This window comes from Streptomyces rapamycinicus NRRL 5491 (genome assembly GCF_024298965.1).
Taxonomy (GTDB): Bacteria; Actinomycetota; Actinomycetes; order Streptomycetales; family Streptomycetaceae; genus Streptomyces; species Streptomyces rapamycinicus.
Window position 1 is genome coordinate 4,269,372 of sequence record NZ_CP085193.1, and the last position, 24,516, is coordinate 4,293,887.

The 24,516-nt window shown below is 67.1% G+C and carries 19 protein-coding genes, 1 tRNA gene and 2 pseudogenes; 3 read left to right on the forward strand and 19 right to left on the reverse strand.

All coding sequences use genetic code 11. The features are described from left to right. Positions 1–18 precede the first annotated feature (18 nt). From rpmE to LIV37_RS17335, 9 genes and pseudogenes are all read right to left on the reverse strand, one after another. Positions 19–243, reverse strand: coding sequence for a 50S ribosomal protein L31 (rpmE, locus tag LIV37_RS17295; protein WP_020868416.1), 225 nt, complete (start codon positions 241–243; stop codon positions 19–21). Positions 244–409: 166 nt separating this feature from the next. Then, positions 410–1,534, reverse strand: a complete 1,125-nt coding sequence (locus tag LIV37_RS17300; protein ID WP_020868417.1) for an LCP family protein — start codon at positions 1,532–1,534, stop codon at positions 410–412. 355 nt (positions 1,535–1,889) lie between these two features. Further along, positions 1,890–4,031: a transcription termination factor Rho gene (gene rho / locus LIV37_RS17305; protein ID WP_020868418.1), complete on the reverse strand. Its 2,142-nt coding sequence runs from the start codon at positions 4,029–4,031 to the stop codon at positions 1,890–1,892. A 401-nt stretch (positions 4,032–4,432) separates the two neighbouring features. Further along, on the reverse strand, positions 4,433–5,347 hold the full coding sequence (gene thrB / locus LIV37_RS17310; RefSeq protein ID WP_020868419.1) for a homoserine kinase: 915 nt from the start codon (positions 5,345–5,347) through the stop codon (positions 4,433–4,435). A gap of 631 nt (positions 5,348–5,978) precedes the next feature. Beyond that, positions 5,979–7,097 carry a threonine synthase gene (gene thrC / locus LIV37_RS17315; RefSeq protein WP_243146222.1) on the reverse strand — a complete coding sequence of 373 codons (1,119 nt, stop codon included), beginning with the start codon at positions 7,095–7,097 and terminating at the stop codon, positions 5,979–5,981. Positions 7,098–7,222: 125 nt separating this feature from the next. Next, positions 7,223–8,515, reverse strand: coding sequence for a homoserine dehydrogenase (locus LIV37_RS17320; protein ID WP_020868421.1), 1,293 nt, complete (start codon positions 8,513–8,515; stop codon positions 7,223–7,225). 192 nt (positions 8,516–8,707) lie between these two features. Then, the gene (gene lysA / locus LIV37_RS17325; RefSeq protein ID WP_020868422.1) at positions 8,708–10,108 is read right to left on the reverse strand and encodes a diaminopimelate decarboxylase; all 1,401 of its coding nucleotides are present in this window, start codon (positions 10,106–10,108) and stop codon (positions 8,708–8,710) included. A 50-nt stretch (positions 10,109–10,158) separates the two neighbouring features. Further along, complete coding sequence (gene nrtL / locus LIV37_RS52580) at positions 10,159–11,373, reverse strand: ArgS-related anticodon-binding protein NrtL (protein WP_373920624.1); 1,215 nt, start codon at positions 11,371–11,373, stop codon at positions 10,159–10,161. Next, positions 11,373–11,853: pseudogene (locus LIV37_RS17335) on the reverse strand (response regulator). The gene nrtL and the pseudogene LIV37_RS17335 overlap by 1 nt, the downstream one beginning before the upstream one ends. Positions 11,854–12,033: 180 nt before the next feature. Between LIV37_RS17335 and LIV37_RS17340 the strand changes: the two are divergent. Further along, a tRNA-Arg gene (locus LIV37_RS17340) sits at positions 12,034–12,105 on the forward strand. Between the two features lie 2 nt (positions 12,106–12,107). Here the strand turns inward: LIV37_RS17340 and LIV37_RS52585 are convergent. The 10 genes and pseudogenes from LIV37_RS52585 to LIV37_RS17390 all read right to left on the reverse strand — a co-directional run bounded on the left by LIV37_RS52585 (position 12,108) and on the right by LIV37_RS17390 (position 21,647). Further along, positions 12,108–12,398 carry a hypothetical protein gene (locus LIV37_RS52585; RefSeq protein ID WP_373920786.1) on the reverse strand — a complete coding sequence of 97 codons (291 nt, stop codon included), beginning with the start codon at positions 12,396–12,398 and terminating at the stop codon, positions 12,108–12,110. After that, positions 12,302–12,769, reverse strand: coding sequence for a helix-turn-helix domain-containing protein (locus LIV37_RS17345; protein WP_373920625.1), 468 nt, complete (start codon positions 12,767–12,769; stop codon positions 12,302–12,304). The genes LIV37_RS52585 and LIV37_RS17345 overlap by 97 nt, the downstream gene beginning before the upstream one ends. Before the next feature lie 39 nt (positions 12,770–12,808). Next, positions 12,809–14,590, reverse strand: a complete 1,782-nt coding sequence (locus tag LIV37_RS17350; RefSeq protein WP_121824839.1) for a serine/threonine-protein kinase — start codon at positions 14,588–14,590, stop codon at positions 12,809–12,811. Then, complete coding sequence (locus LIV37_RS17355; RefSeq protein ID WP_309471195.1) at positions 14,490–15,029, reverse strand: helix-turn-helix domain-containing protein; 540 nt, start codon at positions 15,027–15,029, stop codon at positions 14,490–14,492. Before LIV37_RS17355 ends, LIV37_RS17350 begins: the two co-directional genes overlap by 101 nt. Positions 15,030–15,206: 177 nt before the next feature. After that, positions 15,207–15,752 (reverse strand): Shedu anti-phage system protein SduA domain-containing protein, encoded by a 546-nt coding sequence (locus tag LIV37_RS17360; protein ID WP_243146326.1) that lies wholly within the window; start codon positions 15,750–15,752, stop codon positions 15,207–15,209. A 159-nt stretch (positions 15,753–15,911) separates the two neighbouring features. After that, a pseudogene (locus LIV37_RS17365) lies at positions 15,912–16,106 on the reverse strand (cold-shock protein); the annotation flags it as partial. Between the two features lie 250 nt (positions 16,107–16,356). Continuing rightward, positions 16,357–16,626, reverse strand: coding sequence for a hypothetical protein (locus LIV37_RS17370; RefSeq protein WP_121824838.1), 270 nt, complete (start codon positions 16,624–16,626; stop codon positions 16,357–16,359). 538 nt (positions 16,627–17,164) lie between these two features. Next, positions 17,165–19,027, reverse strand: coding sequence for a DNA/RNA helicase domain-containing protein (locus tag LIV37_RS17380; protein ID WP_214663557.1), 1,863 nt, complete (start codon positions 19,025–19,027; stop codon positions 17,165–17,167). Positions 19,028–19,129: 102 nt separating this feature from the next. Beyond that, on the reverse strand, positions 19,130–20,143 hold the full coding sequence (locus LIV37_RS17385) for a protein NO VEIN domain-containing protein (protein ID WP_020868429.1): 1,014 nt from the start codon (positions 20,141–20,143) through the stop codon (positions 19,130–19,132). A gap of 754 nt (positions 20,144–20,897) precedes the next feature. Next, positions 20,898–21,647, reverse strand: a complete 750-nt coding sequence (locus LIV37_RS17390; protein ID WP_148717839.1) for a hypothetical protein — start codon at positions 21,645–21,647, stop codon at positions 20,898–20,900. 819 nt (positions 21,648–22,466) lie between these two features. Between LIV37_RS17390 and LIV37_RS17395 the strand changes: the two genes are divergently transcribed. Together LIV37_RS17395 and LIV37_RS17400 are read left to right on the forward strand one after the other, a co-directional pair. Then, positions 22,467–23,165 carry a hypothetical protein gene (locus LIV37_RS17395; RefSeq protein WP_020868432.1) on the forward strand — a complete coding sequence of 233 codons (699 nt, stop codon included), beginning with the start codon at positions 22,467–22,469 and terminating at the stop codon, positions 23,163–23,165. Beyond that, entirely contained in the window at positions 23,162–24,481 is a 1,320-nt protein-coding gene (locus LIV37_RS17400) for a 7-cyano-7-deazaguanine synthase (RefSeq protein ID WP_121824836.1), read from the forward strand. Before LIV37_RS17395 ends, LIV37_RS17400 begins: the two co-directional genes overlap by 4 nt. Positions 24,482–24,516: the final 35 nt, after the last annotated feature.

The following is a 24,516-nucleotide window of genomic DNA, read 5'->3' on the forward strand; positions in this document are numbered from 1 at the left end:
CCGGCGCCGTGCGGGTCGCTACTTCTTGGCGGACCCGGCGTTCTTGCCGAAGCGGGCCTCGAACCGCGCCACACGGCCACCGGTGTCGAGGATCTTCTGCTTGCCCGTGTAGAACGGGTGGCACTCGGAGCAGATGTCGGCGCGGATGGCGCCGCCGCTCACGGTGCTACGGGTGGTGAAGGACGCGCCACAGGTGCAGCTGACCTGCGTCTCGACGTACTCCGGGTGGATCTCGCGCTTCAAGGGAATCTCCTAGGTTCGGGAGGGCACCGGGTCGACGGGCGGGTTGCCTGTCGTGAACCGGGACCGACGATCCAGTTTGCCAGTACTGGCCGCATCCCCCAAAACCGGGGGGCGGGCCCGGATATTCCCGGCCCGCCCATGAGGCTGTGGAACGCCCTCGGACGACCTATTTGACGACCTTGCCCGCGCTGGTGGCGTCGCCCGCGGAACCCTTGGTGGCGGAGGCGGGGACCGGCCGGTCGTGGCGGAGCGCGGTCCATATCAGCTTGGCCTTGCGCTCCATGGGCAGCACCCGGGCCGGGTTCTGCGGGTCGTACTCGACGGGCAGCGTGGTCATCTTCATGTTGCCCGAGCCGATGCCCTTCAGGGATTCGGCGAAGCCCTTCAGCTTGCTCACCGAGGCCAGCTCGGAGTCGGTGGTGAGGGCCTTGGTGGAGGTGTCCGCGAGGTCGTAGAGCTTCTTCGGGTTGCCGAACAGGTCGACGTGCTTGACCTGGTCCAGCAGCGCCTTGACGAACGCCTGCTGGAGCTTGATCCGGCCGAGGTCGCTGCCGTCGCCCACGCCGTGCCGGGTGCGCACCAGGCCGAGCGACTGCTCCCCGTCCAGGGTGTGCGGGCCGGGCTCCAGGTCGAGGTGGCTCTTGGCGTCGTGGATCGGGGCGGTGGTGGTGATGTTGACGCCGCCGAGGTCGTCTATCAGCTGCTTGAAGCCGGAGAAGTCGACTTCGAGGAAGTGGTCCATGCGTATGCCCGTCATGGACTCGATGGTCTTGATGGTGCAGGCCGGACCGCCGGCCTCGTAGGCGCTGTTGAACATGGCCGCCTGCACGGCGGGCGTCCGCTGCCCGCCCTTCGTGGTGCAGGACGGCCGCTCTATGAGGGTGTCGCGCGGGATGCTGATGACGCTGGCCTTCTTGTGGCCCTTGTAGACGTGGACGATCATCGCCGTGTCGGAGCGCGAGGTGCCCTCGTCCGTGCCGTACTTGGCGTTCTTGCCGGCCCGGGAGTCGGAGCCGAGGACGAGGATGTCCATCGAGCCGTTGTCGACGTTCTCGGGGCGGTTGGCGCCCAGGGCGGCGTTGACGTCGACGCCGGTGAGGTTGCCGTTCAGCTTGTAGTAGAGGTAGCCGAGTCCGGCACCGCCGAGCACCAGCACGGCGGCCAGCGTCCACACCGTGTAGAGCACGGCTCTACGGCGCGTACTGGGCCGCTTGCGACGGCGGCCCGCCGTCGCACCGCGTGCGCGGTGGCGGCCCGGGCTCACCGGTGCGTTGCTGCTGTCCTCGGCCATGTGCTCCTCAGTTCTCTTTCGCTGCCCGAGTACCCCCTGCCGTCACGGTCAGGCGTGGCGCCGCGTTCCGCGGTGGAGTCAGCCTGTGTTCCGGCCCCATATTCCGACCTGACAGATGGAAGGCCGTCCGCCAGGGTTGCATATCTGCGATGGCTGGTTTTCGCGCGGGCCGCCGGGCGCACCGTTCGTCCCCTTCGTCCGCCTTACCGCTCTGACCTGCACTTTCGCGGGCGATAACATGATCAGGACCGGTCCGTGGCCCGCTCTTCGGCTGTGGCTCACGTCTCATGGAACGCAACGAGGCCCCCCGCGGTGCGGGGGGCCTCGCTTACGGAGCGTTCCGGCGGGTGTCCGGTCAGTCGCCGTTGTTGCCCGGAGTGGGCGTGGTCTTGGCGATCTGCATCAGGAACTCGGCGTTCGACTTCGTCTGCTTCATCTTGTCCAGCAGCAGCTCGATCGCCTGCTGGGAGTCGAGCGCGTGCAGCACCCGGCGCAGCTTCCAGACGATGTTCAGCTCCTCCGGCGCCAGCAGGATCTCCTCCTTGCGGGTGCTGGACGGGTCGACGTCCACCGCGGGGAAGATGCGCTTGTCGGCGAGCTTCCGGTCGAGCTTGAGCTCCATGTTGCCGGTGCCCTTGAACTCCTCGAAGATCACCTCGTCCATCCGCGAGCCGGTCTCGACCAGCGCGGTGGCCAGGATGGTCAGCGAGCCGCCGTCCTCGATGTTGCGCGCGGCACCGAAGAACTTCTTCGGCGGGTAGAGCGCGGTCGAGTCGACACCACCGGACAGGATGCGGCCGGAGGCGGGCGCCGCCAGGTTGTACGCACGGCCCAGGCGGGTGATCGAGTCCAGCAGGACGACCACGTCATGGCCCAGCTCGACCAGGCGCTTGGCCCGCTCGATCGCCAGCTCCGCGACGGTGGTGTGGTCCTCGGCCGGGCGGTCGAAGGTCGAGGAGATGACCTCGCCCTTGACCGACCGCTGCATGTCGGTGACCTCTTCCGGCCGCTCGTCGACGAGGACGACCATCAGATGGCACTCGGGACTGTTGCGGGTGATCGCGTTGGCGATCGCCTGCATGATCATGGTCTTACCGGTCTTCGGCGGGGCCACGATCAGACCGCGCTGGCCCTTGCCGATCGGCGCGACCAGGTCGATGATCCGGGTCGTCAGCCCGCCCGCCTCGGTCTCCAGACGCAGCCGGTCCTGCGGGTAAAGCGGCGTCAGCTTGCCGAACTCCGGCCGCCCGCGCCCGGTTTCGGGTGCCATGCCGTTCACCGAGTCCAGCCGCACCAGCGCGTTGAACTTCTCGCGGCGCTCGCCCTCGCGCGGCTGACGGACCGCGCCGGTGACGTGGTCGCCCTTGCGCAGACCGTTCTTGCGCACCTGGGCGAGCGAGACGTACACGTCGTTCGGGCCCGGCAGGTAGCCGGAGGTCCGGATGAACGCGTAGTTGTCGAGGATGTCGAGGATGCCCGCGACGGGGATCAGCACATCGTCGTCGGACACCTGCGGCTCATTGCCGAAGTCGTCGCGGCCACGGCGGCCACGGCGGTCGCGGTAGCGGCCACGGCGCCCGCGGCGCCCGCCATCGAAGTCGTCGTCGCTCTCATCGGCGCGCTGCTGGCTCTGGCCGCGCCCGTCGCGCTGCTGACGGCCGCCGCCCTGCTGGCCGTCCTCGCCCTTGCCGCGGCGGTCGCCACGGTCGCCGCGGTCGCCACGGTCACCGCGGTCGCGCTGGCGGTCCCGGCGGTCGCCCTTCTGACCGCGCTCCTGGCGGTCACCGCCCCTGGCTCCCTTGCCCTCGGCGGTGTCGGCGGCGGCCTCGGCCTTCCCGTCGCCCTTGGGCTCGGTCCTGGCCTCGGTCTTCGCGGAGGCGTCGCTGCGCGCCTCCGTCTTGGTCTCGACAGCGGTGGCCGTGCCCCCGGAGTCGGGGGTGGTGGCGGGCGCGGTGGCCCGGCGGCGGCGGCGCTCACCGGCCGGCTGCTCATCGCCGGCGGGCTCACCGGGCTGGCCGGGGATCTCGATCTGCGCCTGCCCGGCGGCCTTCTCCTCGGCGTCGGCCTTGTCGGCCTTCTCCGCCTTCCCGGCGGACTTCGAGGACTTGGCGCCGGTCTTCTCCTCCGCGTCGTCGCCCGTACGGGCCCGGGAGGTGGTGCGGCGCTTCGGCTTGGTCACCCCCTCCGCGTCGGACGGAGTGCTCTCGGAGCCCTGGGCGGAGCCGGAGCCCGCGGCCTGCTTTTCCTTGATGACCTCGATCAGCTGGCCTTTGCGCATCCGCGCGGTGCCCTTGATGCCAAGGCTCGAGGCGAGCTGCTGAAGCTCGGCCAGGACCATGGCGTCGAGGCCGGTGCCCGAGCGGCGTCGCCGCGGGGCAGCGCCAGTGGCAGCACCGTTGGCGGGCGCGGAAGCGTCCGTGGCGGGCGCGTTGTTGCCGACACCGCTGTCGGAGGTGCCGGAGGCGTTCACGCCCATCAGATCGGTGGTGTCGCTCACGAAGGGTCCTTCCCTGGAGCGGGCGTCGGCCTGTCTGGCTCGGCGACCGGTTGTGCTGTCCGGCTGTGGTCCTTCCGTTACGGACCGGGCCGGGGCGGTGGTCCGCCGGGTACGGCGGAGAGATCAGTTCATGGTTCCGACGCGGCGGAGGATTCACGAGAATCCGCCACGCCGATTCCGGAGCGTGCTCGATACTGCTCAGGCAGGCTGCTCAGGCAGTGTGGGAGGCTCCCGGAAGAAGGGTGGTCCCTGATGGGGACACTGAGCACCTCGCCTCCGAGTACATCCAAGAGGCGTCGAGTGCAGACTTGAGGTTAACACTACCGGATCCAACAAACATTCCCCCTCTCCAAGACCGGCTATCAAGTTTTCCCGGCTCCGGGGCGCCCCGGAGCGCGGTGTCAGGTGAGCGGCAGGACGCTCGCCCCCCCGGCGTCGAGAGCCAGCCGGTTGGCCGCCCACCCCTCGCCCGCCAGTCGTGCGACCTTGTCGGCCGCACCGTCCTCGACCAGCGCGAGCACCGTGGGGCCCGCGCCGGAGATGACCGCGGGGACGCCGTCCGCCCGCAGTCGGTTCACCAGGCTCACGCTCTCGGGCATCGCCGGAGCACGGTATTCCTGGTGCAGTCGGTCCTCCGTCGCGGCCAGCAGCAGCTCGGGACGCCTGGTCAGGGCCTCGACGAGCAGTGCGGCCCGGCCAGCGTTGACCGCGGCGTCCACATGCGGGACGGTGCGCGGCAGCAGGCCGCGGGCGGTCTCGGTGAGCACCGGCCGACCAGGGACGAAGACCACCGGAACGATGGAATCCGCAGGGTCCATCCTGATCGCCCGGGCGGATCCCGCGTCCGTCCAGGCCAGGGTGAAGCCGCCGAGCAGACAGGCCGCGACATTGTCGGGATGGCCCTCGATCTCGGTGGCCAGCTCCAGCATCGCCGCGTCGTCGAGCCGCTCGGCGCCGCCTATGGTCACCGCGCGGGCGGCGACGATCCCGGCGCAGATGGCGGCGGAGGAGGAGCCCAGGCCCCGGCCGTGCGGAATGCGGTTGGCGCAGACCAGCTCCAGGCCGCGGGGCTGTCCGCCCAGCAGGTCGAAGGCGGTGCGCAGGGAGCGTACGAGCAGATGGTTCTCGTCACGCGGGAGCGACTCCGCGCCCTCACCGGCGATGTCGACGTGAAGACCGGAGTCGGCCACCCGGACCACCACGTCGTCGTAGAGGCCCAGGGCCAGGCCGAGGGCGTCGAAGCCAGGACCGAGATTGGCGCTCGAGGCGGGGACGCGCACTCGGACGGCGGCGGCGCGGAACGCTGGACCGGCCATCGCTCGATGACTCTCCTTGTGGTTACGTGCGATTGCTCGAAGAGGTACGGAACACCGCGAGGGCCGTGACAAGTACGGCGACGCCGCGCAGAGGCGAGTGCTCTGCGTCGGGGCGGATTCAGTACAGCCTATCGAAGGAAGGTTCTGTGGCGACATAGGGCGCACGGGAGGCGCACGATGCGTGTCGCGCTCCCTGCCATCGCCCGCGACCACTCTACTGGAGCCCTCCGCGCGCCCTCGCGCTGCTCTGCCACCACTTGAGTGGATCTTTAGAAAAGCCACGGAGGGGGCCCGGCGGGCGGGGGTCGACATGAGCGCGGAAGGGCCCGGCGAGCCGGGGTCCACAAGGGCCTGGAGAGGCCCGGCGAGCCGGGTCGGCGTGGGCACGGAGGGGCCTGGTGGGCCGGGGTCTGCATGGGGCCCGGAGGGGCCCGGCGAGCCGCGCCCGACGGCCCGCCGAAAACCCCATCGCACCAGGTTCCGGCCCTGGTCAGAGCCGGGTCGCCCCGTATCGGACCGGCCCGGCCCGAGGCACACCGTGCCGTACCGGGGCGCGCCGTATCGGACCGGCCCGGCCCGAGGCACACCGTGCCTTATCGGACCGGCCCGCTCCGGGTCGCGTCGCGCGGGGTCAGGCCAGCCCGAGCCGTACGGCCGCGGCGTCCGCGTCGACCGGGACCACGACCGGCTGCGGCGCACCCGCCACCGCCCAGTCCGGGTCCTTGAGCCCGTTCCCGGTCACCGTGCAGACGATGCGCTGGCCCGGGTCGACCAGCCCCTGTTCGGCGGCCTTCAGCAGACCCGCCACGCTCGCCGCGGAGGCGGGCTCGACGAAAACGCCCTCCTGTGCGGCGAGCAGCCGGTAGGCGGCGAGGATCTGACGGTCGGTCACCTCGTCGATGAGGCCGCCGGACTCGTCGCGCGCCTGCTCGGCGAAGGTCCACGAGGCGGGGTTGCCGATGCGGATGGCGGTGGCGATGGTGCTCGGCTCCTTGACCGGCTCACCACGCACGATCGGCGCCGCGCCGGACGCCTGGAAGCCCCACATCCGGGGCGTACGGGAGGCGTGCGGCCCGCTGTCGGCGAACGGCGCCGCGTACTCCGTGTAGCCCTTCCAGTAGGCCGTGATGTTGCCCGCGTTGCCGACCGGCAGCACATGGATGTCGGGCGCGTCCCCGAGCATGTCCACGATCTCGAAGGCGGCGGTCTTCTGTCCCTCGATCCGGGCCGGGTTGACCGAATTGACCAGCGCCACCGGGTACTTCTCCGACAGCCCGCGCGCCAGCGTCAGACAGTCGTCGAAGTTGCCGTCGACCTGGAGGATCTTCGCGCCGTGGACGAGGGCCTGGCCCATCTTGCCGAGCGCGATCTTCCCCTGCGGGACCAGCACCGCGCAGACCATCCCGGCCCGTACGGCGTACGCCGCCGCCGACGCCGAGGTGTTGCCGGTGGAGGCGCAGATGACGGCCTTGGCACCGGCCTCCTTGGCCACGCTGATGGCCATCGTCATCCCGCGGTCCTTGAACGACCCGGTGGGGTTGGCGCCCTCGACCTTGAGGTGGACCTCGCAGCCGGTGCGCTCGGAGAGCACCTGCGCGGGAACCAGCGGCGTACCGCCCTCGCGCAGGGTGACGACGGGGGTGGTCCCGCTGACCGGGAGGCGGTCGCGGTACTCCTCGATGATGCCCCGCCAGCCGTGCCACTGGCGGGTGCCGGACATTCGAGGCCCGGCGTCGGCGATTGCGTTCATGATTTCCCTTACTCTCCGCTCACCCTCTGTTCGGCCTGAGCGCGGCCACTACCCGGCCTCTGCTCGCCCGCCGCTCGGTCACGACTCGTCCTCCACTCGGTCTCGACCCGCCCTCTACTCGCCCTCTACTCGCCCTCGACCCGCATGATGCTCGCGACATCGCGGACGGTGTCGAGCCGGCGGAGCGCCTCCACGGTCGCCGACAGCGCGGCGTCGCTCGCCCGGTGGGTCACGGCGACGAGGGACGCCTCGCCGTCCTTCCCCTGCTGGCGGACGGTATCGATGGACACGCCGTGCTCGGCGAAGACTGTGGCGACCTGCGCCAGAACTCCCGGTTTGTCGGCGACGTCCAGGCTGATGTGGTATCGAGTGATCACATCGCCCATGGGGCTCACCGGGAGCCGGCTGTAGGCGGACTCCCCGGGTCCGGTGGCGCCCGCCAGCTTGTTGCGGCAGGCGGCGACGAGGTCACCGAGGACGGCCGAGGCGGTCGGCGAACCGCCCGCGCCCGGGCCGTAGAACATCAGCTTCCCCGCGGCGTCGGCCTCCACGAAGACCGCGTTGTACGCCTCGCGGACCGAGGCCAGGGGGTGGCTCAGCGGAATCATCGCCGGGTGCACCCGCGCGGTGACCGACCGGCCGTCGGCGGCCCGCTCACAGATCGCGAGCAGCTTGACCGTGCAGCCCATGCGCTTGGCGGAGGCGATGTCGGCGGCGGTCACCTCGGTGAGGCCCTCGCGGTGCACATCGTCGAGGGTGACCCGGGTGTGGAAGGCGATCCCGGCGAGGATCGCGGCCTTCGCGGCGGCGTCGAAGCCCTCGACGTCGGCGGTCGGGTCGGCCTCGGCGTAGCCCAGGGCCGTGGCCTCGTCCAGCGCCTCGCTGTAACCGGCGCCGCTTCCGTCCATCCGGTCGAGGATGAAGTTGGTGGTGCCGTTGACGATGCCGAGGACGCGGTTGACCTTGTCGCCCGCGAGCGACTCGCGCAGCGGCCGCACCAGCGGGATCGCCCCCGCGACCGCGGCCTCGTAGTAGAGATCCGCACCGCGCTGCTCGGCCGCGGCGTGCAGCGCCGCGCCGTCCTGGGCGACCAGCGCCTTGTTCGCGGACACCACGCTCGAGCCGTGGTCGAAGGCGGTGGTGATGAGGGTGCGGGCGGGCTCGATCCCGCCGATGACCTCGACCACCACATCGATGTCCCCGCGTTTGACCAGGGCCGTGGCGTCGGTGGTCACCAGCTCCGCCGGCACCCCCTCCCGGACCCGGCCGGGGCGGCGCACGGCGATCCCGGCCAGCTCGACCGGGGCCCCGATGCGCGCCGCGAGGTCGTCCGCCTGCGTCGTCATGATGCGCGCCACCTCTGAGCCGACCACTCCACAGCCCAGCAGCGCCACTTTCAGCGGACGCGTACGCATCATCCGACCTCGTTTCTCATCCATCGCGTTAATGCATCAGCGCGTTAGTGCACCAGTCTCATGCACTGGACGGGATTTTCTGTCCCGGGTCCAGTATCCGAGATCCATTTCTCGCTAGCCGATTCCCACCGGCGGGGCGCCGCGGACGGGCGCCGCGGACGGGCGCCAGGGGCGGGCCCCGCCAACGGATCCTCGCTAGCCGACATCGAGCCGCAGCAGATCTTCCTCCGTCTCCCGCCGGACGATCTCGCGCGCCTGCCCGTCCCGTACGGCGACGACGGGCGGCCGGAGCGCGTGGTTGTAGTTGCTCGCCATCGAGCGGCAGTACGCGCCGGTGGCGGGAACGGCGATCAGATCGCCGGGCGCCAGATCGGCGGGCAGGAAGGCGTCACGTACGACGATGTCGCCGGACTCACAGTGCTTGCCGACGACGCGGGAGAGCATCGGCTCGGCGGTGGAGGCGCGGGAGACCAGCGCCACCGAGTACTCGGCGTCGTAGAGCGCGGTACGGATGTTGTCGGACATCCCGCCGTCGACACTGACGTACGTCCGCAGCCCCGGCAGCTCCTTGACCGTGCCCACCTCGTACAGCGTGAACGCGGTCGGCCCGACGATCGCCCGCCCCGGCTCGACCGACAGCCGCGGCACCGCGAGCCCGGCCGTGTCGCACTCCCGGTGCACGATGTCGCGCAGCGCCTTGGCGATCTCCTGCGGCTCGCGCGGGTCGTCCTCCGAGGTGTACGCGATGCCGAGACCGCCGCCCAGGTCGATCTCGGGCAGCTCGACACCGTGCTCGTCCCGGATCTCCTTCAGCAGCCCCACGACCCGGTGCGCCGCGACCTCGAACCCGGACGTGTCGAAGATCTGCGACCCGATGTGCGAGTGAATGCCGATGAGCTCGAGCCCATCGAGCTTGAGCGCCCGCCGCACGGCCTCGGCGGCCTGCCCGCCCGCGAGCGGAATGCCGAACTTCTGGTCCTCGTGGGCGGTCGCGATGAACTCGTGGGTATGCGCCTCCACACCCACGGTGATCCGGATCTGCACCCGCTGCCGCCTGCCGAGCCGCTGGGCGATGTGCGCGACCCGCACGATCTCCTGGAACGAGTCGAGCACGATCCGCCCGACACCCTCCTCGACCGCCCGCTCGATCTCGGCGGTGGACTTGTTGTTCCCGTGCAACGCGATCCGCTCGGCGGGCATCCCGGCGGCGAGCGCGGTGGCCAGCTCCCCGGCGGAGCACACATCGAGGTTGAGCCCCTCCTCGTTCAGCCAGCGCACGACGGCGCGGGAGAGGAACGCCTTCCCGGCGTAGAACACGTCGGCGTCCTCCCCTTGCTCCTGGAACGCCTCGTGCCAGGCCCGGCAGCGGGCCCGGAAGTCGGCCTCGTCGAGGAAGTACGCGGGCGTCCCGAACTCCTCCGCGAGCGTCTTGACGTCGATCCCGCCGACGGTCACGACGCCATCGGCGTTCCGGCTGACCGTACGGGACCACACGCGCGGATCGAGCTGATTGAGATCGGCGGGCGGCGCGGCGTAGTGCCCCTCGGGGAGGACATCGGCGTGGCGGGGCCCGGCGGGATGGGCGGAACGGCTCATGCTGTCTCTGCTGTCTCTCTCAAGGACTTACCAAGGTCTTACACAAGGTCTTACAGATGTTCGGGTGCGCTGATGCCGAGCAGACGCAGGCCGCCGGCGAGCACCACCCCGGTGGCATCGGCAAGGGCCAGCCGGGAACGGTGGGCGGCCGAGGGTTTGAGCTGGTGGGAGGGCAGGACCGGGCAGTCGTCAGAAAACCGGTCATGGAACCGGAAGAAGGCATCGGCGACAGCGACAAGATGCCGCGCGAGCTGGTCGGGCGCACGGTGCCGGGCGGCGGCCTCGATGGTGCGGGGATGATCGGCGAGGAGGGCGAGAAGGCCGATCTCGGCGGGGTGGTCGTAAACCCCGGCCCCGGACTCGGGCGCGATGCCGAGCTGGCTGGCGTTCCGCATCAGGGCGCGGGTGCGGGCGTGAGCGTACTGAACCCGGAAGAGAGGGTTGCCCTCGCGCTGCGAGAGAAGCCGAGAGGGGGCGAGATCAGGCAGATCGTGCCCGGCGGACCGAAGCAACGCCCAACGGGCGGCGTCGGACCCGAGGGAGCGGAGCAGCTCAGCCCCGGAGGCCGGTACGGGCCGAACAACAGGCCCATGACCAGGCACAACGACTCCCCCAACGGCATGGACGAGCCCCCGCACAACATGAGCGACCAGCGCGGCCCGCACCTCACCACTGGCCCCAAGCGGAACCGAAACCCCGACAAGCGCCTCCCCGTGCCCGTAACGAGACCGCTGGGAGAGGACGTCCCGCACAAGCTGAGCATGGGAGCTGGCATCAAGGGTGATATTGAGAAACCCAGGAGCAGCGACATCAACACGGGCGATCCCGGGCGTACGGACCAGCCGCCGCCGCAAAACCTCGGCGATACCCAGCGCATCCCCACCACCTCTGGCCAGCAGCAGAGCGACATTGGTGGCGTAATCCCCACACCCGGGCCGAGGCGGCGTCCGCACCTTCACCCGCTCCGGCACGGCAACGCACAGCTCGTCGTCCTCAACGGCACGACGCACGGTGTGCAGCACAGTGCGGGAGAGCTGGGCGGGAGTCACGGGACCAGCGTATGGGAGGAGGGGGGTACGAAAGCGAACCGGTTTCGCCCTTCGGACGAGCACACGACAAGGTTCGCCCGAGCCCCCGGCCCAAAGAGACCGGGGCCCGCAGAAACCCACAAAGAAGCCCGAGCCCCAGACCGAATCGAACCGAAGCCCAAGCCCCCTCCCCCGGGCCGAACCGGAAGGAAGAGGCCCGGGCCTGGGGCCCACCACTACCCGGTGGGCCCCACAACCGGCTCGGCATCACCGGGCGCGGCCGCACCGGCCGCCCCCTGCCGCATCAGCCGCCGCACGAGCTCGACAAGATCGACGGGCTCGAACGGTTTCGCGAGGAAGGCATCGACGCCCAGCGCCTTCCCACTGTCCATCTCATACTGCGTACACGCACTGATGATCGCGACGGGCACATGACACGTTCGAGCATCAGCGCGCAGCCTCGATGCCGTATGCAGCCCATCGAGTCTGGGCATCACGACATCGAGAGTGATCACATCGGGCCGCACCTGGTGAACGATCTCCAGGCACTCGGCACCATCGGCCGCGGTCACGACCTCGAAGCCCTCCAGCTCGAGGTTGACCCTGATCAGCTGCCGGATGACCTTGTTGTCGTCGACGACAAGGACCCGGCCGGACAAGCCAGGCACATCCTGAAGAGTAGGCGCGCAGCCGCGGCTGCGTCCGGGTTTTCCCCACTTCCGCCCCGTGCGAGGGACCTTTCCCCAAGACCCCTGCGCCCCACCCTCCACATGCGGTATACGCCCCTCCGCTCCCACATCCACCCCCGCCCGCCGGCTCCCGATAAACGTTCATGACCACCCTGATCGAGCTGATAGTGTTCTACCTGTCGCCGCGAGACAGCAGCGACAGGCGCAAGCCCCCGTAGCTCAGGGGATAGAGCAACGGCCTCCGGAGCCGTGTGCGCAGGTTCGAATCCTGCCGGGGGCACTTCACCTGAAGTGCCAGAAGACTCCGCCACCAGCCAGGACGCTGGATGCGGGGTCTTGTCGTATGCGCGGCCGGATGCCGCCGAATGCAGCCCCATGACAGTGATCACGTAATGACCACGTAATGATCTTGATGGGCTTTCCGCAGGCGTTCTCCGGCGGGGCGAGGTAGATGCCCACCACATCGCGGACCTTGGTCACGAACTGCGGGTCGGTCGACAGCTTCCAGGTCTCCACGATGTGCGGCTTGAGGCCGAACGCCCGCCAGATCCGTGAGACGGCCGACTGCGACATGCCCTCGCCTGGGCCATGGAACGCGTCGACCAGTGCGAATCGCCCGTCGGTGGGGCCTGGTCCAGCGTTCTGGCGACCAGGGCCTCGACCTGCTCGTCCGTGATCTTCCGCGGAGCCCCCGAACGCGGCCGGTCCACCAGACCCTCCAGCCGATCCGCCAAGAATCGGGCCCGCCACTTGCGCACCGTCTCCCGCGAGACACCCAGATCGAGCGCGACCTGCGCGTTCGCCCGACCCTCCGCACACGCCAGCACGATCCTCGACCGCAACACCAACGCCTGAGGCGCCGTCCGCTTACGCAACCAGCCCCGCGGCACCTGGCATTCGTGATCGGACAGCTCCAGCGACAACGGCTTCGGACCAGGCACCACCCCATCCTATGACCGCCCTTGAACTTTGGACTCAGGACACTAGCGCGTGGGGGTGCCGAGGACCTTGCTGAGCGTGATGGCCACGTCGAAGTCCCGATCCCATGTGAGTGCGACGAGGTCGTCGAACTCCGCCTCAGGGCGGAGCAGATTGAGGACGTCGGCTTCGAATACTGAGCCCGGTTCTGCGAGGTCGAGCGCCTCGTCGTGGAAGCGGCGGTACGTGTTTCGTGACCGGAACATGACCGAGTACTCACCGTCTACGAGCTCTCCCACGGAGACATCCCACTTCGCTTCAAGCGCCTGCAGTGTGCCGGCGACGCGGTCGGCGTTGAGCGGCCCGGTCAACAGATCCACTCCCAGCGCTTCTCGGGCCGAATCCAACGGAAGCGTCTTGTCCCAGAGCACCGAGAGGTGGCTCTCGAAACCGATGTCCTCGCGAACTGTTTTGTCGAACTCCAGGTAGTCGGTGTCCAGATACGTACGCATCCAGCGGGTGATCCAGAGGATCGGGGCACTGATCAGATTCGCCCGCAACGATCCATGGCCTTCACCGTAGACAGATTCGCGGATGCTCGTCAGCAGCTCTTCGCAGTGGTAGTCCTTGCAGAACCGGAACAAGTGAGCCGACCGCCGTGGCAGACCGTCCCAGCGCGAAGACCGAGGGAGGGGGAAATCAGCCAGAATCGTCTCCAGCTCGCGTTGGAGTCCCGGCTTGGCGGCCGACAACACGAGAGCGTCGTCGTTCTCGTCCCACCGCCCGGCGCTCTCATAGTCGAACTTCGCCTTGCACGAGGCATATACAACGGCTTGAGCACACGTATTGAACAGCTCCGTGCTCACCCGGTACGCAACCTCGCAGTGATAGTTGAGGTTGAATCGGTCGAGCTCTCCGCCGGCGACCCGCTCGAAGACATGCTTCGCCGACAGCACGTCTCTCGCGGCACGGCCGACAATCCGCTCGACCTCGCCGGACGAGCTGTCGGCGGACGCTTCGTTGGGGCGCAGATCATCGGAGATCTCCTCGATTGTCGAGTCGAGCCGCAGAAGAATTACCCGAAGCATGCCGCGTACGGCGTCGATGCGGAGCCGCTGCGCCTCGTCTTGGAGCAGCATCTGTTCAATGATCAGGTCGAGGTCGGCCAGGAAGGGATAGCGGTCGCGCACAAGCGCGTGCCGTCGCCCTCGGGCGTTCTGCTTCGTGAACATCTCGGTTATGACGAGGCCGAGCGCAAAGATGTCCGCCGGCTTGCCGATACCGAGGGCATTGTTCCTCACCATCTGCTCGGGAGCGAGGTAGTTCCGGTTTACTAAGAGGTCCCCGCGATTCGTGAGCGAGGAGTCCTTGAAATGTGCGATGCCGAAGTCGGCCAGGACGAGCCGGCGCGCATCAGGGTCGACGAGGACATTCTCAGGTTTGATGTCGCGATGCACTATGCCGTCGCCGTGCACGTACGCGAGCGCATCGCAGAGCTGGCGCGCATAGTCGAGAAGCAAGTCAGCATCGGTTTCGTCGTTGATCACGTTTCGCAGCGTCATCGGGTAGAAGTCCATGACGTAGTAGAAGAAGTTCGCGTCCTCTGAGCGCGCGTGGATACTTACGACGTTCGGGTGGCTCGATGTCTGTCCGTACTCGATCTCCTGCTTGAAACGCTTGTTGCGAGCGGAGTCCGCGTCGCGGTCCTTCTTAATCCGTTTGACTGCGAACACCTGACCGTCGGGCTTACGGCGGGTCTTCCACACCACGGCTGATCCGCCCTCTCCCGGAGCTGAATCGCGCTCGTAAGTGACTCCGTCGATGATGAACGGTTCGTGCTTCGGCATGAACCCACCCTACTGACCTCCTCGGGGCGGCGACGTCGGCCAATTGCCGCCAGGACAGAGCGTTCTCCGGCGGGGCGAGGTAGATGCCCGCCAGGTCGCGGACCTTGGTCACGAACTGCGGGTCGGTCGACAGCTTCCAGGTCTCCACGATGTGCGGCTTGAGGCCGAACGCCCGCCAGATCCGCGAGACGGCCGACTGCGACATGCCCTCCGCCTCGGCCATCGAACGTATCGACCAGTGCGAATCACCCGTCGGTGGCGCCTGGCCGAGCATCCTGGCGACCAGGGCCTCGACCTGCTCGTCGGTGATCCTTCGCGGTGGCCCCGAACGCGGTCGGTCCGCCAGGCTCTCCAGCCGGTTCGCGGCGAACCGGGACCGCCACTTGCGTACCGTCTCTCGCGAGACGCCCAGATCGTCCGCGACCCGCGCGTTCGGCAGGCCCTACGCGCACGCCAGCACGATCCTCGACCGCAACACCAACGCCTGAGACGCCGTCCGCTTACGCAACCAGCCCCGCAGCACCCGGCCTTCGTGATCGGACAACTCCAGCGACAACGGCTTCGGACCAGGCACCACCCCACCCTATAACCGCAAGCAAACTAACGACTCAGGACACTAGCGCCGCCGGAATCGAGCTCGGGCCCGTGCAAGAACGTCATCATAGGTAACGATGTCAAGGTTCGGGACATCCGTTTCCGCATTCCTGAGGTCGGTCGCAGAATACTCACTGCGCTTCCCTATCAGGACCATCATCCTTGGCCTGAAGAATCGAAGTCCGTAGACCTTCTCGACAGCCACCCTCTTAGCAACGTCTTCGAAGTACGACTGATACTCCCTCAGCTGTGCACACGCCTCCATGATTGCAGACGTAAGACGCACACGGTTCTTACTCACTCTTAGCAGTTTCGCCTTAGGCAATTTAAGTTCAAGCAAATCGCAGAGCGCGGCAGAATTCCTCGGCTTGAGAGCAAAGTCAGGAATGAGTGGCCCATCATTCTCTCTCTGGAGCACAACGTGAGGATGCGCCTCTTCGTATGCATCGCCAGTAAGAAACTCTGGATTTTTCTCGAAAAATTTCTGAAGATCCTGCTCAGAGGTATTAGGAGAGTTAATGAGCTCTTCAAGCTCCCGCACCAGAGACTTCCACCCCGCGGCCTCCATCGAGGCGACGTAGAGCAGGTTGTGTAACTGACCAGGCGAGTCAAAAAATTTGACGCTGCCATCCGGCTGGACTGAGACGAACTTCAGCTTGCCGTCCAGAAGCTCGATACCGAGCACTTCCCTAGATTCCCCAGGGGCGTCCGGTTCAGGTCCAGTCTCGACCTTTACCTCATCAGCCTGAGGTCCCTTATCTGACTGCGATATCTCGAACTCAACCCTTTGGCCTTCTTTGAGTTCCGGGCGGCCGCCCATATCGACCGCACTGTAGTGCACAAAGACATCGGCCCCATTGTCTACCGCAATGAACCCATATCCTTTTTCGACGTTGTACCACTTCACCGTGCCACGCGCCACGATCCTCACCCCCTGTGCGGCCGCGGCCAGGTTGTCGCATCGGTCGGCGAGAAGCCGCAACGCCTCATCCCAGTCGCCCCGACGCAGAGCGTCCCGGCTCGGGCTGCCCTGCTCCTCGAAGTGTTGACGGCGCTCCAGCTTCCAGGAACTCCCGTCACAGATCGCCTCTTCACGTTCCCGGAAGTCCTGCTTGTAAGCGGGCCGCGTGAGCCGTTCACCCTGCTCGGGGGTGAGGCCAGGAGCAAGGAGATCAAGCATGGAGGATGTCCTTCTTCGCCACACTGAGGATGTTCCCTGGGACGACGACCAGCCGCTCGTCCGGAGCGAGGTTCACGCCATGAGGCAGATGGGTGCAGTAGACGGCGGTCAGATCCCTGCTGATCACAGCGACATCGCCATTGTCGAGCTGCCAGATGTCCGGGCACTCGTCATTGCCATCGGAGTTCCCCAGTTCTTCGGCCGATCTCCCCAGCCGACGCTCGAATAACGCGGACGGGTCAGCCTCCCAGGCACGGGCCATGTCTGCCTCCGGTCGAGGTGGTCGAGCGCGCTATCGCTACACAGTGTAGCCAGGGCTGTACCCGAAGGTGAGAGGTCGTTCACGGTCGCCGCTGTCGATGGTCACCACCGGCGGCCGTGGGCTTGTCGACGGCAGATGACCACCCAGCACTTCAGCAGCCAGAGCGACAGCGCTAGCAGGGGAGGATTCGCCGCCATGCCGCCGCTCTCCTGGCCGAGACCGGCACGCCATCGACGCCGTGCTCAACGCCACCGCACTCGCAGCCTCCGGGTCCCCCACTGTGCTCACCGCTGATTCCGAGAACCTCACGGCACTGTGCGTCGCACACGTCACCATCATCAAGATCTCACGACGCGCCCCTCGAGCCCCGCCGCGCGCACCCCACGCGCAAGGCGAGTGCCAACACGATGCCGGTCGCCGGCGCACCGCTGGTGTCCACACAGGGCACGGTGATCCCCACCCATGTAGTCCACAGGGACGGCGGACCCATCCGGTCGCGCTCGGAGGCCCGGCGAACCAAGTAGCAAGGGGCGCAGGGCTACTCACTCACGGGCCTTATCCCTGTCGGGACCAGGCTGGCCAGCATGGCCCGAGTCTCAGGATCGGTTGAGTAGAGTACGGTACCGACCAGTCCCCGTGTGAGCAGCACTTTGTACGTGTTTCTTATAAGGCGGTCGAAGGCGTCTGGCGCTGCCTTTTTCACGGTGTGGTCCTTGCTCTCTGCGCGAACAGCACGCCACCCATTGCGGCGCCACACAAGGTCGGGACCGAAGATCACTCCGTTCCAGGCGTACTCGAATCCTTGGGCCGTATAAATGCAGCCGATCTGTCCGAACCCTGACGGATCAGTAGCCCACAGCGAGGATACGGGCGCCCCACCCAAAGGTTGCTCACCTCTGAGATTCCAGGGCCTGCGCCATGTCCCAATGACCACGTCGTCGACCAGGTCGCCGTCACTCCGCGGATCGCTCCACGGCCAGCAGAATCCCGCAGTCATACGAGAGGTGTAGCCGGATTCTTGTCGGGCGCGGAGGTAGCTCTCCATCTCTTGAGGCGATTCGGCGACGAGCAACTCGAAGTTTTCCTCAGTCTGCCATTGAATCGGACCACCGGACTCAAGGCCAAGGAGGCGGAGGACCCAGTTTTCGTAGGCACGACTCCCGCCGCACCGGAACTGGCTGTTGAGATCGACATGGCGCACAATGCACCCGCGCGCGTGAGCGGCCTCGTCGATGGTCTTTCTACTTCCCATCTCGCCCGGCCTGACCACCTGATGCTCGTCGAGCAGGAAGACCGGGACCCTGGCTGCGTCGATGAGTTCCTCAACTTGCCTTCGATCGCTCCGATGCCCGGCGTACGTGTCCTGTCTTGCCGACCGCTGTCGAATGCGATGGGCTTCGTCACAGATCAAGACGTCAAGCCCGTTTTGTTCAGCATCCGTGAAGTCGAAGAAGTACCGGAAGAGCTTTGGGATGCGGTCATTCTTCGTGCCGACGACGTGCCGGAGAGTGGTGGTAAAAGACTTAGATCCGGTGGCGTGGAACGCGCTCCGCCCGTTCCTGAAGAGGTGTCCCATGAGGTGCAGCGCAATGATGCTCTTACCCGAACCAGGACCCCCGGTTATCACTATCACTTGCTTCTGATTTGACTGTCGCGACAGGTTCGCTGCCCGCTTGACCAAACGAGCCGCTACCTCTTGCTCATCCATCAAGAGGAACTGGCCGCCGTCGATGATCTCGGCAGCAGCGGCACGCATTAACTGACGACCGGGAGCCTGGGGGCTGGTCAGGAGAGAATCACCCTCTGGGCAGCCATCCAAGGCGGAAAGACAGGTCTGCAGATACTGTATAAGTTGACCGCGGGATGTGTCTGTGAAAAGTTGCGCCCTCGCGTCGGACAATCTGAATAGCTCACTGACACCCTGATCGGCGGCATTGTGCAGATAGGCCACGCCCGTGACGGCATCCTCCTGATCGCTCAGCAAATTGGTGAAGTCCTGAAGGTAGTCGCAGTAACGGCGTACCTGGGTCACGGGGTGCAGGGCGGGTCGGTTGCCCATTCCCTTGACCAAGCAGAGGTTGTCAGCGCCAGGAACAAGGCGCGCTTCACTCCACTGTTTGAGCTCGACGATGACATAGGACGGTCTGCCCGTCGTGGGGTGTGAGCCAGCAAGGACAACGTCTGCGCGCAGGCTGGTAAGGGGCAATTGATGCTCGATCAGCACCTCGACGTCATCCAACCCTGCGTCGCACAGAACCTCAGCCAGGGCCGGGAGGCTGTTCTCCCACGAGCGGCGCTCGCCGTCTGACGGATCCTGGAAGAGCACGGAACAATACCTCTGGGCGAGCCGCTTGAAGAGGGCTCCGTCATTGCACCGCTCGAACAGTGCACGTGCAGACATGCGGAGAAGAGGCACGGACGATCTCCATACGGGCGGTGGACGTGAAGGCAAGATGGACTGGCAGAGGCTCCTGGAACGCCCCTGATGGTGCATCCGGGCAGGTCAGCTGAGTGGCAGTCGGTACTCGAAGCTCCGCGGCCTCAGGTCCTCGTCAGCCGGCGCCCAGTCGTGGAGGTGCAACACCCTGCCGCCATTCGTCGTGTAGTTGCCGGTCCGCATGTCCACCTTGATGTCGCTGACCACAAACAAGTCCACGGTGTTCTGCGGGTTCCGGGCGTGCTCGACCTCGTTGATCGTCAGGTCGACGCTCGTGGCCGCACCCGTTGTCCCCTTCACTTCAACGCGGCGCTCTTCTCCATCACGAGTGCAGTGGAGGTCGTACGGCTTGCCGAGGCGTTCGACTGTCCAGCCTTCCCCCTCGTAGTGAGCGACTGCCATGTCCTCCGCGTGCAGTTCGATGGCCTTGCGCTTCTTGGGGTCGGAGACAAAGCCCGCTCCGCTGGAGCGTCGCTTCGATGGCTTGGGCGGCTTCACCTGCTCCGTAGTGAAGCCGGGGGTTTGGTTCAGGGCCACCGTCTGCTGTTCGGACCAGTTCGTCGGGATCCCGGCCAGATCGAGCAATGGCTGCGGATCCATGTCGACGAGCATGCCTATGCCTTGCTGAGTCCCTGAAATACGTATGGCGTCGCTGGCGGCCGGTCCAAGCGGCCCGTCCTCGTCGAGTGGGACTTCGTGGAGTACGGCCAATGGCTCGATACCGAAGCGCACCGGGTACTTGATGGCGTTCTCGGCTTCCTCGTCCGGCCAGTGAGGAGCTTCTGCCTCGTAGAAGTTCTCACGCACCTCGAAGAGGTACAGAGTGATTTTCTTGGTGCTCCACTCGTCGAGCTGTACCCGCGGCCCCACTCCCGTGGCCAGCACGGCGAAGCGTGGCCGCGCGGACCGGTACTCGGGCTTCCACCGAGGAAACCCCCAGGACCGGGTTTCGATCCCGTGCTGCAGGTTGCGCCTAGTTTCGGGCTTTTGGCCGACGTGGACCATCACGAAGGAGGCCGTCTGCGACGGACGGTGGAGGGGGGCAGGAACGTCGTTGCTGCTGTCCTGATGCCTCGACAAGTGCCTATCTCCGTGATCGCCTGCCGCTACGCCGATCCCCACGATCGACTGAGCTCCATGACCATTCCGCATGGCAATCAGATTTTCATATAAGTGAGGCCATCGGTTGGCGACTTGCCGATACAAACCAGATGCGCCCCTGGGGGCGGCGAGCACGGTGGCGCCGCCTCGACCCCCAGCACCTCACAGCGCTGTGCGGCGGACACGTCACCCTCATCAAAGCCGGACGGCGTGCCCCTCGCGCTCTGCCGGACGCACCACACGGGCACGGCGAGAGCCGACACGGTGCGGGTCGTCCAGTCCGCCGCTGGTGTCCGCGCGCTGAAGGTCTGCGCGTAATCCATGGGGGCGGCGGACGCGGCGGACCACGCTCGGAGGCCTCGGTGAACCAAGTCGGTGGCGAGGCAGCCTCGCTCCTTCACCACCCAGCGGCCCACCACAGCAGAGCCGCCGGGCCGCGACAGGGGCCGCGAAGGGCGGCCCCGTGCGCAACGGTCGAAGCGCCGGTCGTCTACTTGCCCCTTCGATTCACCGGGAAGGTCGTCTGGATCACCAGCTCACCGCCCATCAATGGCTCGGTTCGTCCCCATGTGCTGTGTCCCCCGCCGGGGGCACTTCGCCATAGCCAACACAGTCACGTGGCGAGCACAGGTGCATAACACGAAGATCGGGATCCAGTTCTACCGGATCCCGATCTTCGTTGTTGTCCCGCACTGGTCGCGATAGATCTGCGATAGAAGCGAACGGGGCCCCATCATGTCCACGAAGGCGAGTCGTCCAGGCGCTCCAGCGCGAGCTGATAGGCGTTCCTCAACCGCGCGAAGTCGTAGAAGGAGCCCTGCGGCTCACGCTTAACGGTCAACAGTCCCTGCGTTTCCAGTTCCTTGCGGCCCTTAGTCCACGTGTCGGAGGACAAGCTGTAGCGCTGACGCCTCGTCGTGGGGATGTATTGCGGCTCCGTGTGTCCTCCCAGAGCTTCTCGGAGCGCGAACAGTAGAGCCGTTGCCGTCGGGGACAGTTGGAGGAGCCAGCCCCGAGTCCAGAACTCGACCGGCATGCCGACGTACCGGCCCTCTTCCCGCGGCTGCGTGTACTCCCCGCCGTCACCGGTGGCGCTCAACAGGGTAATCGCGGAGGGCTGACCCCACTGGGGTTGAAGATCGATGAACTTGTTGTCCGCGAGCCACTTCAAGTTGTTGGCAACTCGTCGCGGTCCCGTCTTCGGGTCGAGCGCGAGCATCCGAGTCCAGCCGTTCGGGCCCGGCGGTCTCCGCAGGTCATAGGGCTTGCCCGTGGCCAGCATCGTGATGCACATGTAAAGCCGAAGTCGCGCCATCCCGCCACGCCCGCCCTGGATGAGCCGAGCGAGGGGCGGAGGTCCATCGACGCCCTCCGGTGCTATGACGAATGCAGGAGGGAAGGGGACGTACCCCCGTCTCTTCGCCTTCTCCGCCGCCCCCTGCAGGTAGCCGAGCGCTTCAGACCGACGTTCACCAATCGGCACAGCTTTTCCCTTCCTGCAGGAGTAACCGGGGTATGGGGGATATCAGGGGTACGCGGGGGTTCACGGAGGTTCTATGGATTCCGCCACAGCGGTCGGGAGACTACAGCAAAAGCGAGATACCTCTACAGCACAAAGGAAGATGAACCCCGCACTGAGGGTGCTTGTGTCCTTCACAAACGACATCTACCCCTTTTGACCTGGCTTTTTCTGCCTGCCAGCATCGTCATCGGTCAAGCGCGACATCGTCGAGCGGTTCGCTTGGACGCTGTCGCGATTCCACTGATGAAGGGGTTGATACAGATTGTCCAGCCACGTTCCTTCGCTTCGGGGTCTCTGGGCCGCGGTCATCATGCTCGGTGCGCTCGTCGCCGCGATGCTGAGCGTCGCCGTTCTCTGGATCGTGGGGGCACCTGCGTACGCCTCCCTGGGGGGAGCGGGTGCCACCTTCATCGGTGTAGCCACCCTGGGGTTCTCCCTCAGAAAATTTCTTGACTGAGTAAGCCCTCATGGCCCTGAGGCTCCGAGCGGCCGACGGCGGGCCAATGGTCGTGGACACCACGGCCCGCCATCAGGCTCACGTCCTTCCGCACAGGCTTCGGAGCGCGTCAGCGAGCCTCGACGCCTTCCCGGCCTGGCTGGCAGGCGCTCTGTCCCTGACGTCGGATTCTTGCTCTCCTGGAAAAGCGACCGTGTCGCTGGTCGGAGGGGGATGGTGAGGGCATGGGTACTTCATCGCGGTGGCCCGGTCCTGGCGGCCGTTCGGGCGCGGCGGGTGAGTGGAGTCGTGCGAGCAAGCGGGTCTCGACCTGGCGATCGGACGTGCCCGACGCTCTGGAGAGGCTGGATGGCATCGCCGCGGAGCATCTGGCGGTACTCCACCGGACCCTCCAGGAGGAGCCAACGGCCTTCGGCCTGTACGAGGCGGCCTGCGCGGCGGGGGAACGGCTGACTGCTGCCGTGCATGTCTGGACCGTGGCCCGGGACGGGGATGAATTTGCCGCCCACTTCACCGCGACCGTTGGGGGCGAGGGCGGCACCGTGGCGGACGCGGCTGTGCGACGGGCCGCCGCGAGATCCGCCCGTCGCCTCCTGGAGGAGGAACACAGCGCGGGTGCCCCAGGTGGGAGCGGCATGTCCGGCGAGGTGTTCTGTCTGCTCTACCGGGGGTTCTTCGCGGATGTCGTGGCCGAGTTCCTGCGCACGGCGGTCGCCGAGAAGGTCAAACTCGTTGTCCCGTTGCTGCCCGCGCTCGATCCCGAGGACCACATCGCCGACTGGATAGCCGAGCACGTCCTGCATCTGCTGCCGAACCCGTGCGAAGAGGCCACACGGCGCACGGAGTCGGTGGAGAAGGCGGAGCAGGTCGTGTCAGCGGTCGAGGATCCGAGCATCGGGTCCTTGCGTCTCGTCGCGCATGGACTCGTTCCGCGAGCGGCCGGCCGAGCGCTGGGCCTGCTCTCCGATAGGCCGAGCGGGAGTACGGACGGAACGCCGTATGAGGGGGAGCCTGCCGCATGACCGAAGCGCACGCGCGTATCTACTGGCTCTCCCGTCCGGGCGCCGAAGCGCCGCCACCGCGCTGGCAGCCCCTCGACGATGCTGTGTACTGGGAACGCCCGTCGCGCGGGCCGGACCGACGACCATTGTTGGCTCCCGCCCCGGACTGGGCGGTTGATCTCCAGCGGGTGGCGCGCGCCGTCTTCGCAGCGGACCGGTACGTCAGGCGCGCCCAAGTCTTCGACCGCTGGACCCGTCGCATCACCGTCTCCGTGCCGGTCACCGAGCCTGAGCGGTGGAGCCGTGCACTGCCTGCTCTAACCGCCGTTCTGGGGACCATGACGGGCGACCTGTGGGAGGTCGTCTTCCGGGCCTTGGACGGGAAGACGGTCCGGGAAGGGCCCTTCACCTTCGGCTCCGATGAGTACGCGCACGACGTCGCTCTGTTCTCCGGCGGTCTCGACTCCCTCGGTTGGGCAGCCCAGCGCGCCGGCCTGCCCTCTTCCCACCCCCTGCTCCTCGTCACCTTCGGGGAACGGAACTTCGAGGCTGTCCAGGACCATGTATACGAGGCTGTGCGCGGTCTGCGACGACGCCCATTACGCCGCATCGCCCAGAGCCAGACTGTGCGCAAACCACACGGCAGCGGCATCAAGTTGGAACTGACCACCCGCGCACGCGGTCTGCTGTACGCGGCGACCGCGGTGCACGCGGCCGCGGCGGAGCACGTTCCCGTCGTCCACCTGCCGGAGAACGGACAACTGGCCCTCAACCCACCGCTGTCCGCTGCCCGAGCCGGAGCCTGCTCAACCCGCTCGGTGCATCCGTGGACACTTCACCACCTCAACCGAGTGATCGCAGAGGTCGCGGAGCCCGGGTCCGCGGTACGCGTCGAGAACCCCTTCGCCACACTCACCAAAGGCGAAGTCTGCTCGGTAGCGCGTGACGCGGGTCTGCCGCGGAAGGTTTTGGAGGCCACCCTGAGCTGTGGCACGCCCCCGGCCCGACGGCCCGCTGGGCCCGAACTCGCCCACTGCGGCCTCTGCTTCCCGTGTTTGGTCCGCCGCTCGGGTCTGCTGCACACGTTCGGCCACGACCGCACGCCGTACGCGGCCGATCCCTGGGACCGTGCCCTACCCGCATCTCGTACCACCCACTGGCGGGCCCTGCGGCGATGGCTGGACACCGACTGGAGCACGCTCGATCTTGTGGCCGACGCCCCGCTGCCGCCGGATACGCAGATCGCCCCGCTCCTGGAGGTGGTCGAGCGGGGCAGGGAGGAGCTACGGGCGCTGATCGCGTGGGCGGACACGACGGCGTCGCGGAAGGCCTCGTGACCCGTGCCTGGGGCTCCCAGCGAACCGAGTCACGA

Bases quoted from the DNA above. Each gene is read 5' to 3' on its own strand.
- LIV37_RS17370 (WP_121824838.1), bottom strand. From the start codon at position 16,626: ATGGCCCGTGCCTGGGAGGCTGACCCGTCCGCGTTATTCGAGCGTCGG.
- lysA (WP_020868422.1), bottom strand. From the start codon at position 10,108: ATGAGCCGTTCCGCCCATCCCGCCGGGCCCCGCCACGCCGATGTCCTC.
- thrC (WP_243146222.1), bottom strand. From the start codon at position 7,097: ATGAACGCAATCGCCGACGCCGGGCCTCGAATGTCCGGCACCCGCCAG.
- LIV37_RS17360 (WP_243146326.1), bottom strand. From the start codon at position 15,752: ATGGAGGCCGCGGGGTGGAAGTCTCTGGTGCGGGAGCTTGAAGAGCTC.
- LIV37_RS52585 (WP_373920786.1), bottom strand. From the start codon at position 12,398: ATGTCGCAGTCGGCCGTCTCACGGATCTGGCGGGCGTTCGGCCTCAAG.
- LIV37_RS17380 (WP_214663557.1), bottom strand. From the start codon at position 19,027: ATGTCTGCACGTGCACTGTTCGAGCGGTGCAATGACGGAGCCCTCTTC.
- LIV37_RS17320 (WP_020868421.1), bottom strand. From the start codon at position 8,515: ATGATGCGTACGCGTCCGCTGAAAGTGGCGCTGCTGGGCTGTGGAGTG.
- LIV37_RS17400 (WP_121824836.1), top strand. From the start codon at position 23,162: ATGACCGAAGCGCACGCGCGTATCTACTGGCTCTCCCGTCCGGGCGCC.
- thrB (WP_020868419.1), bottom strand. From the start codon at position 5,347: ATGGCCGGTCCAGCGTTCCGCGCCGCCGCCGTCCGAGTGCGCGTCCCC.
- LIV37_RS17300 (WP_020868417.1), bottom strand. From the start codon at position 1,534: ATGGCCGAGGACAGCAGCAACGCACCGGTGAGCCCGGGCCGCCACCGC.
- LIV37_RS17350 (WP_121824839.1), bottom strand. From the start codon at position 14,590: ATGCCGAAGCACGAACCGTTCATCATCGACGGAGTCACTTACGAGCGC.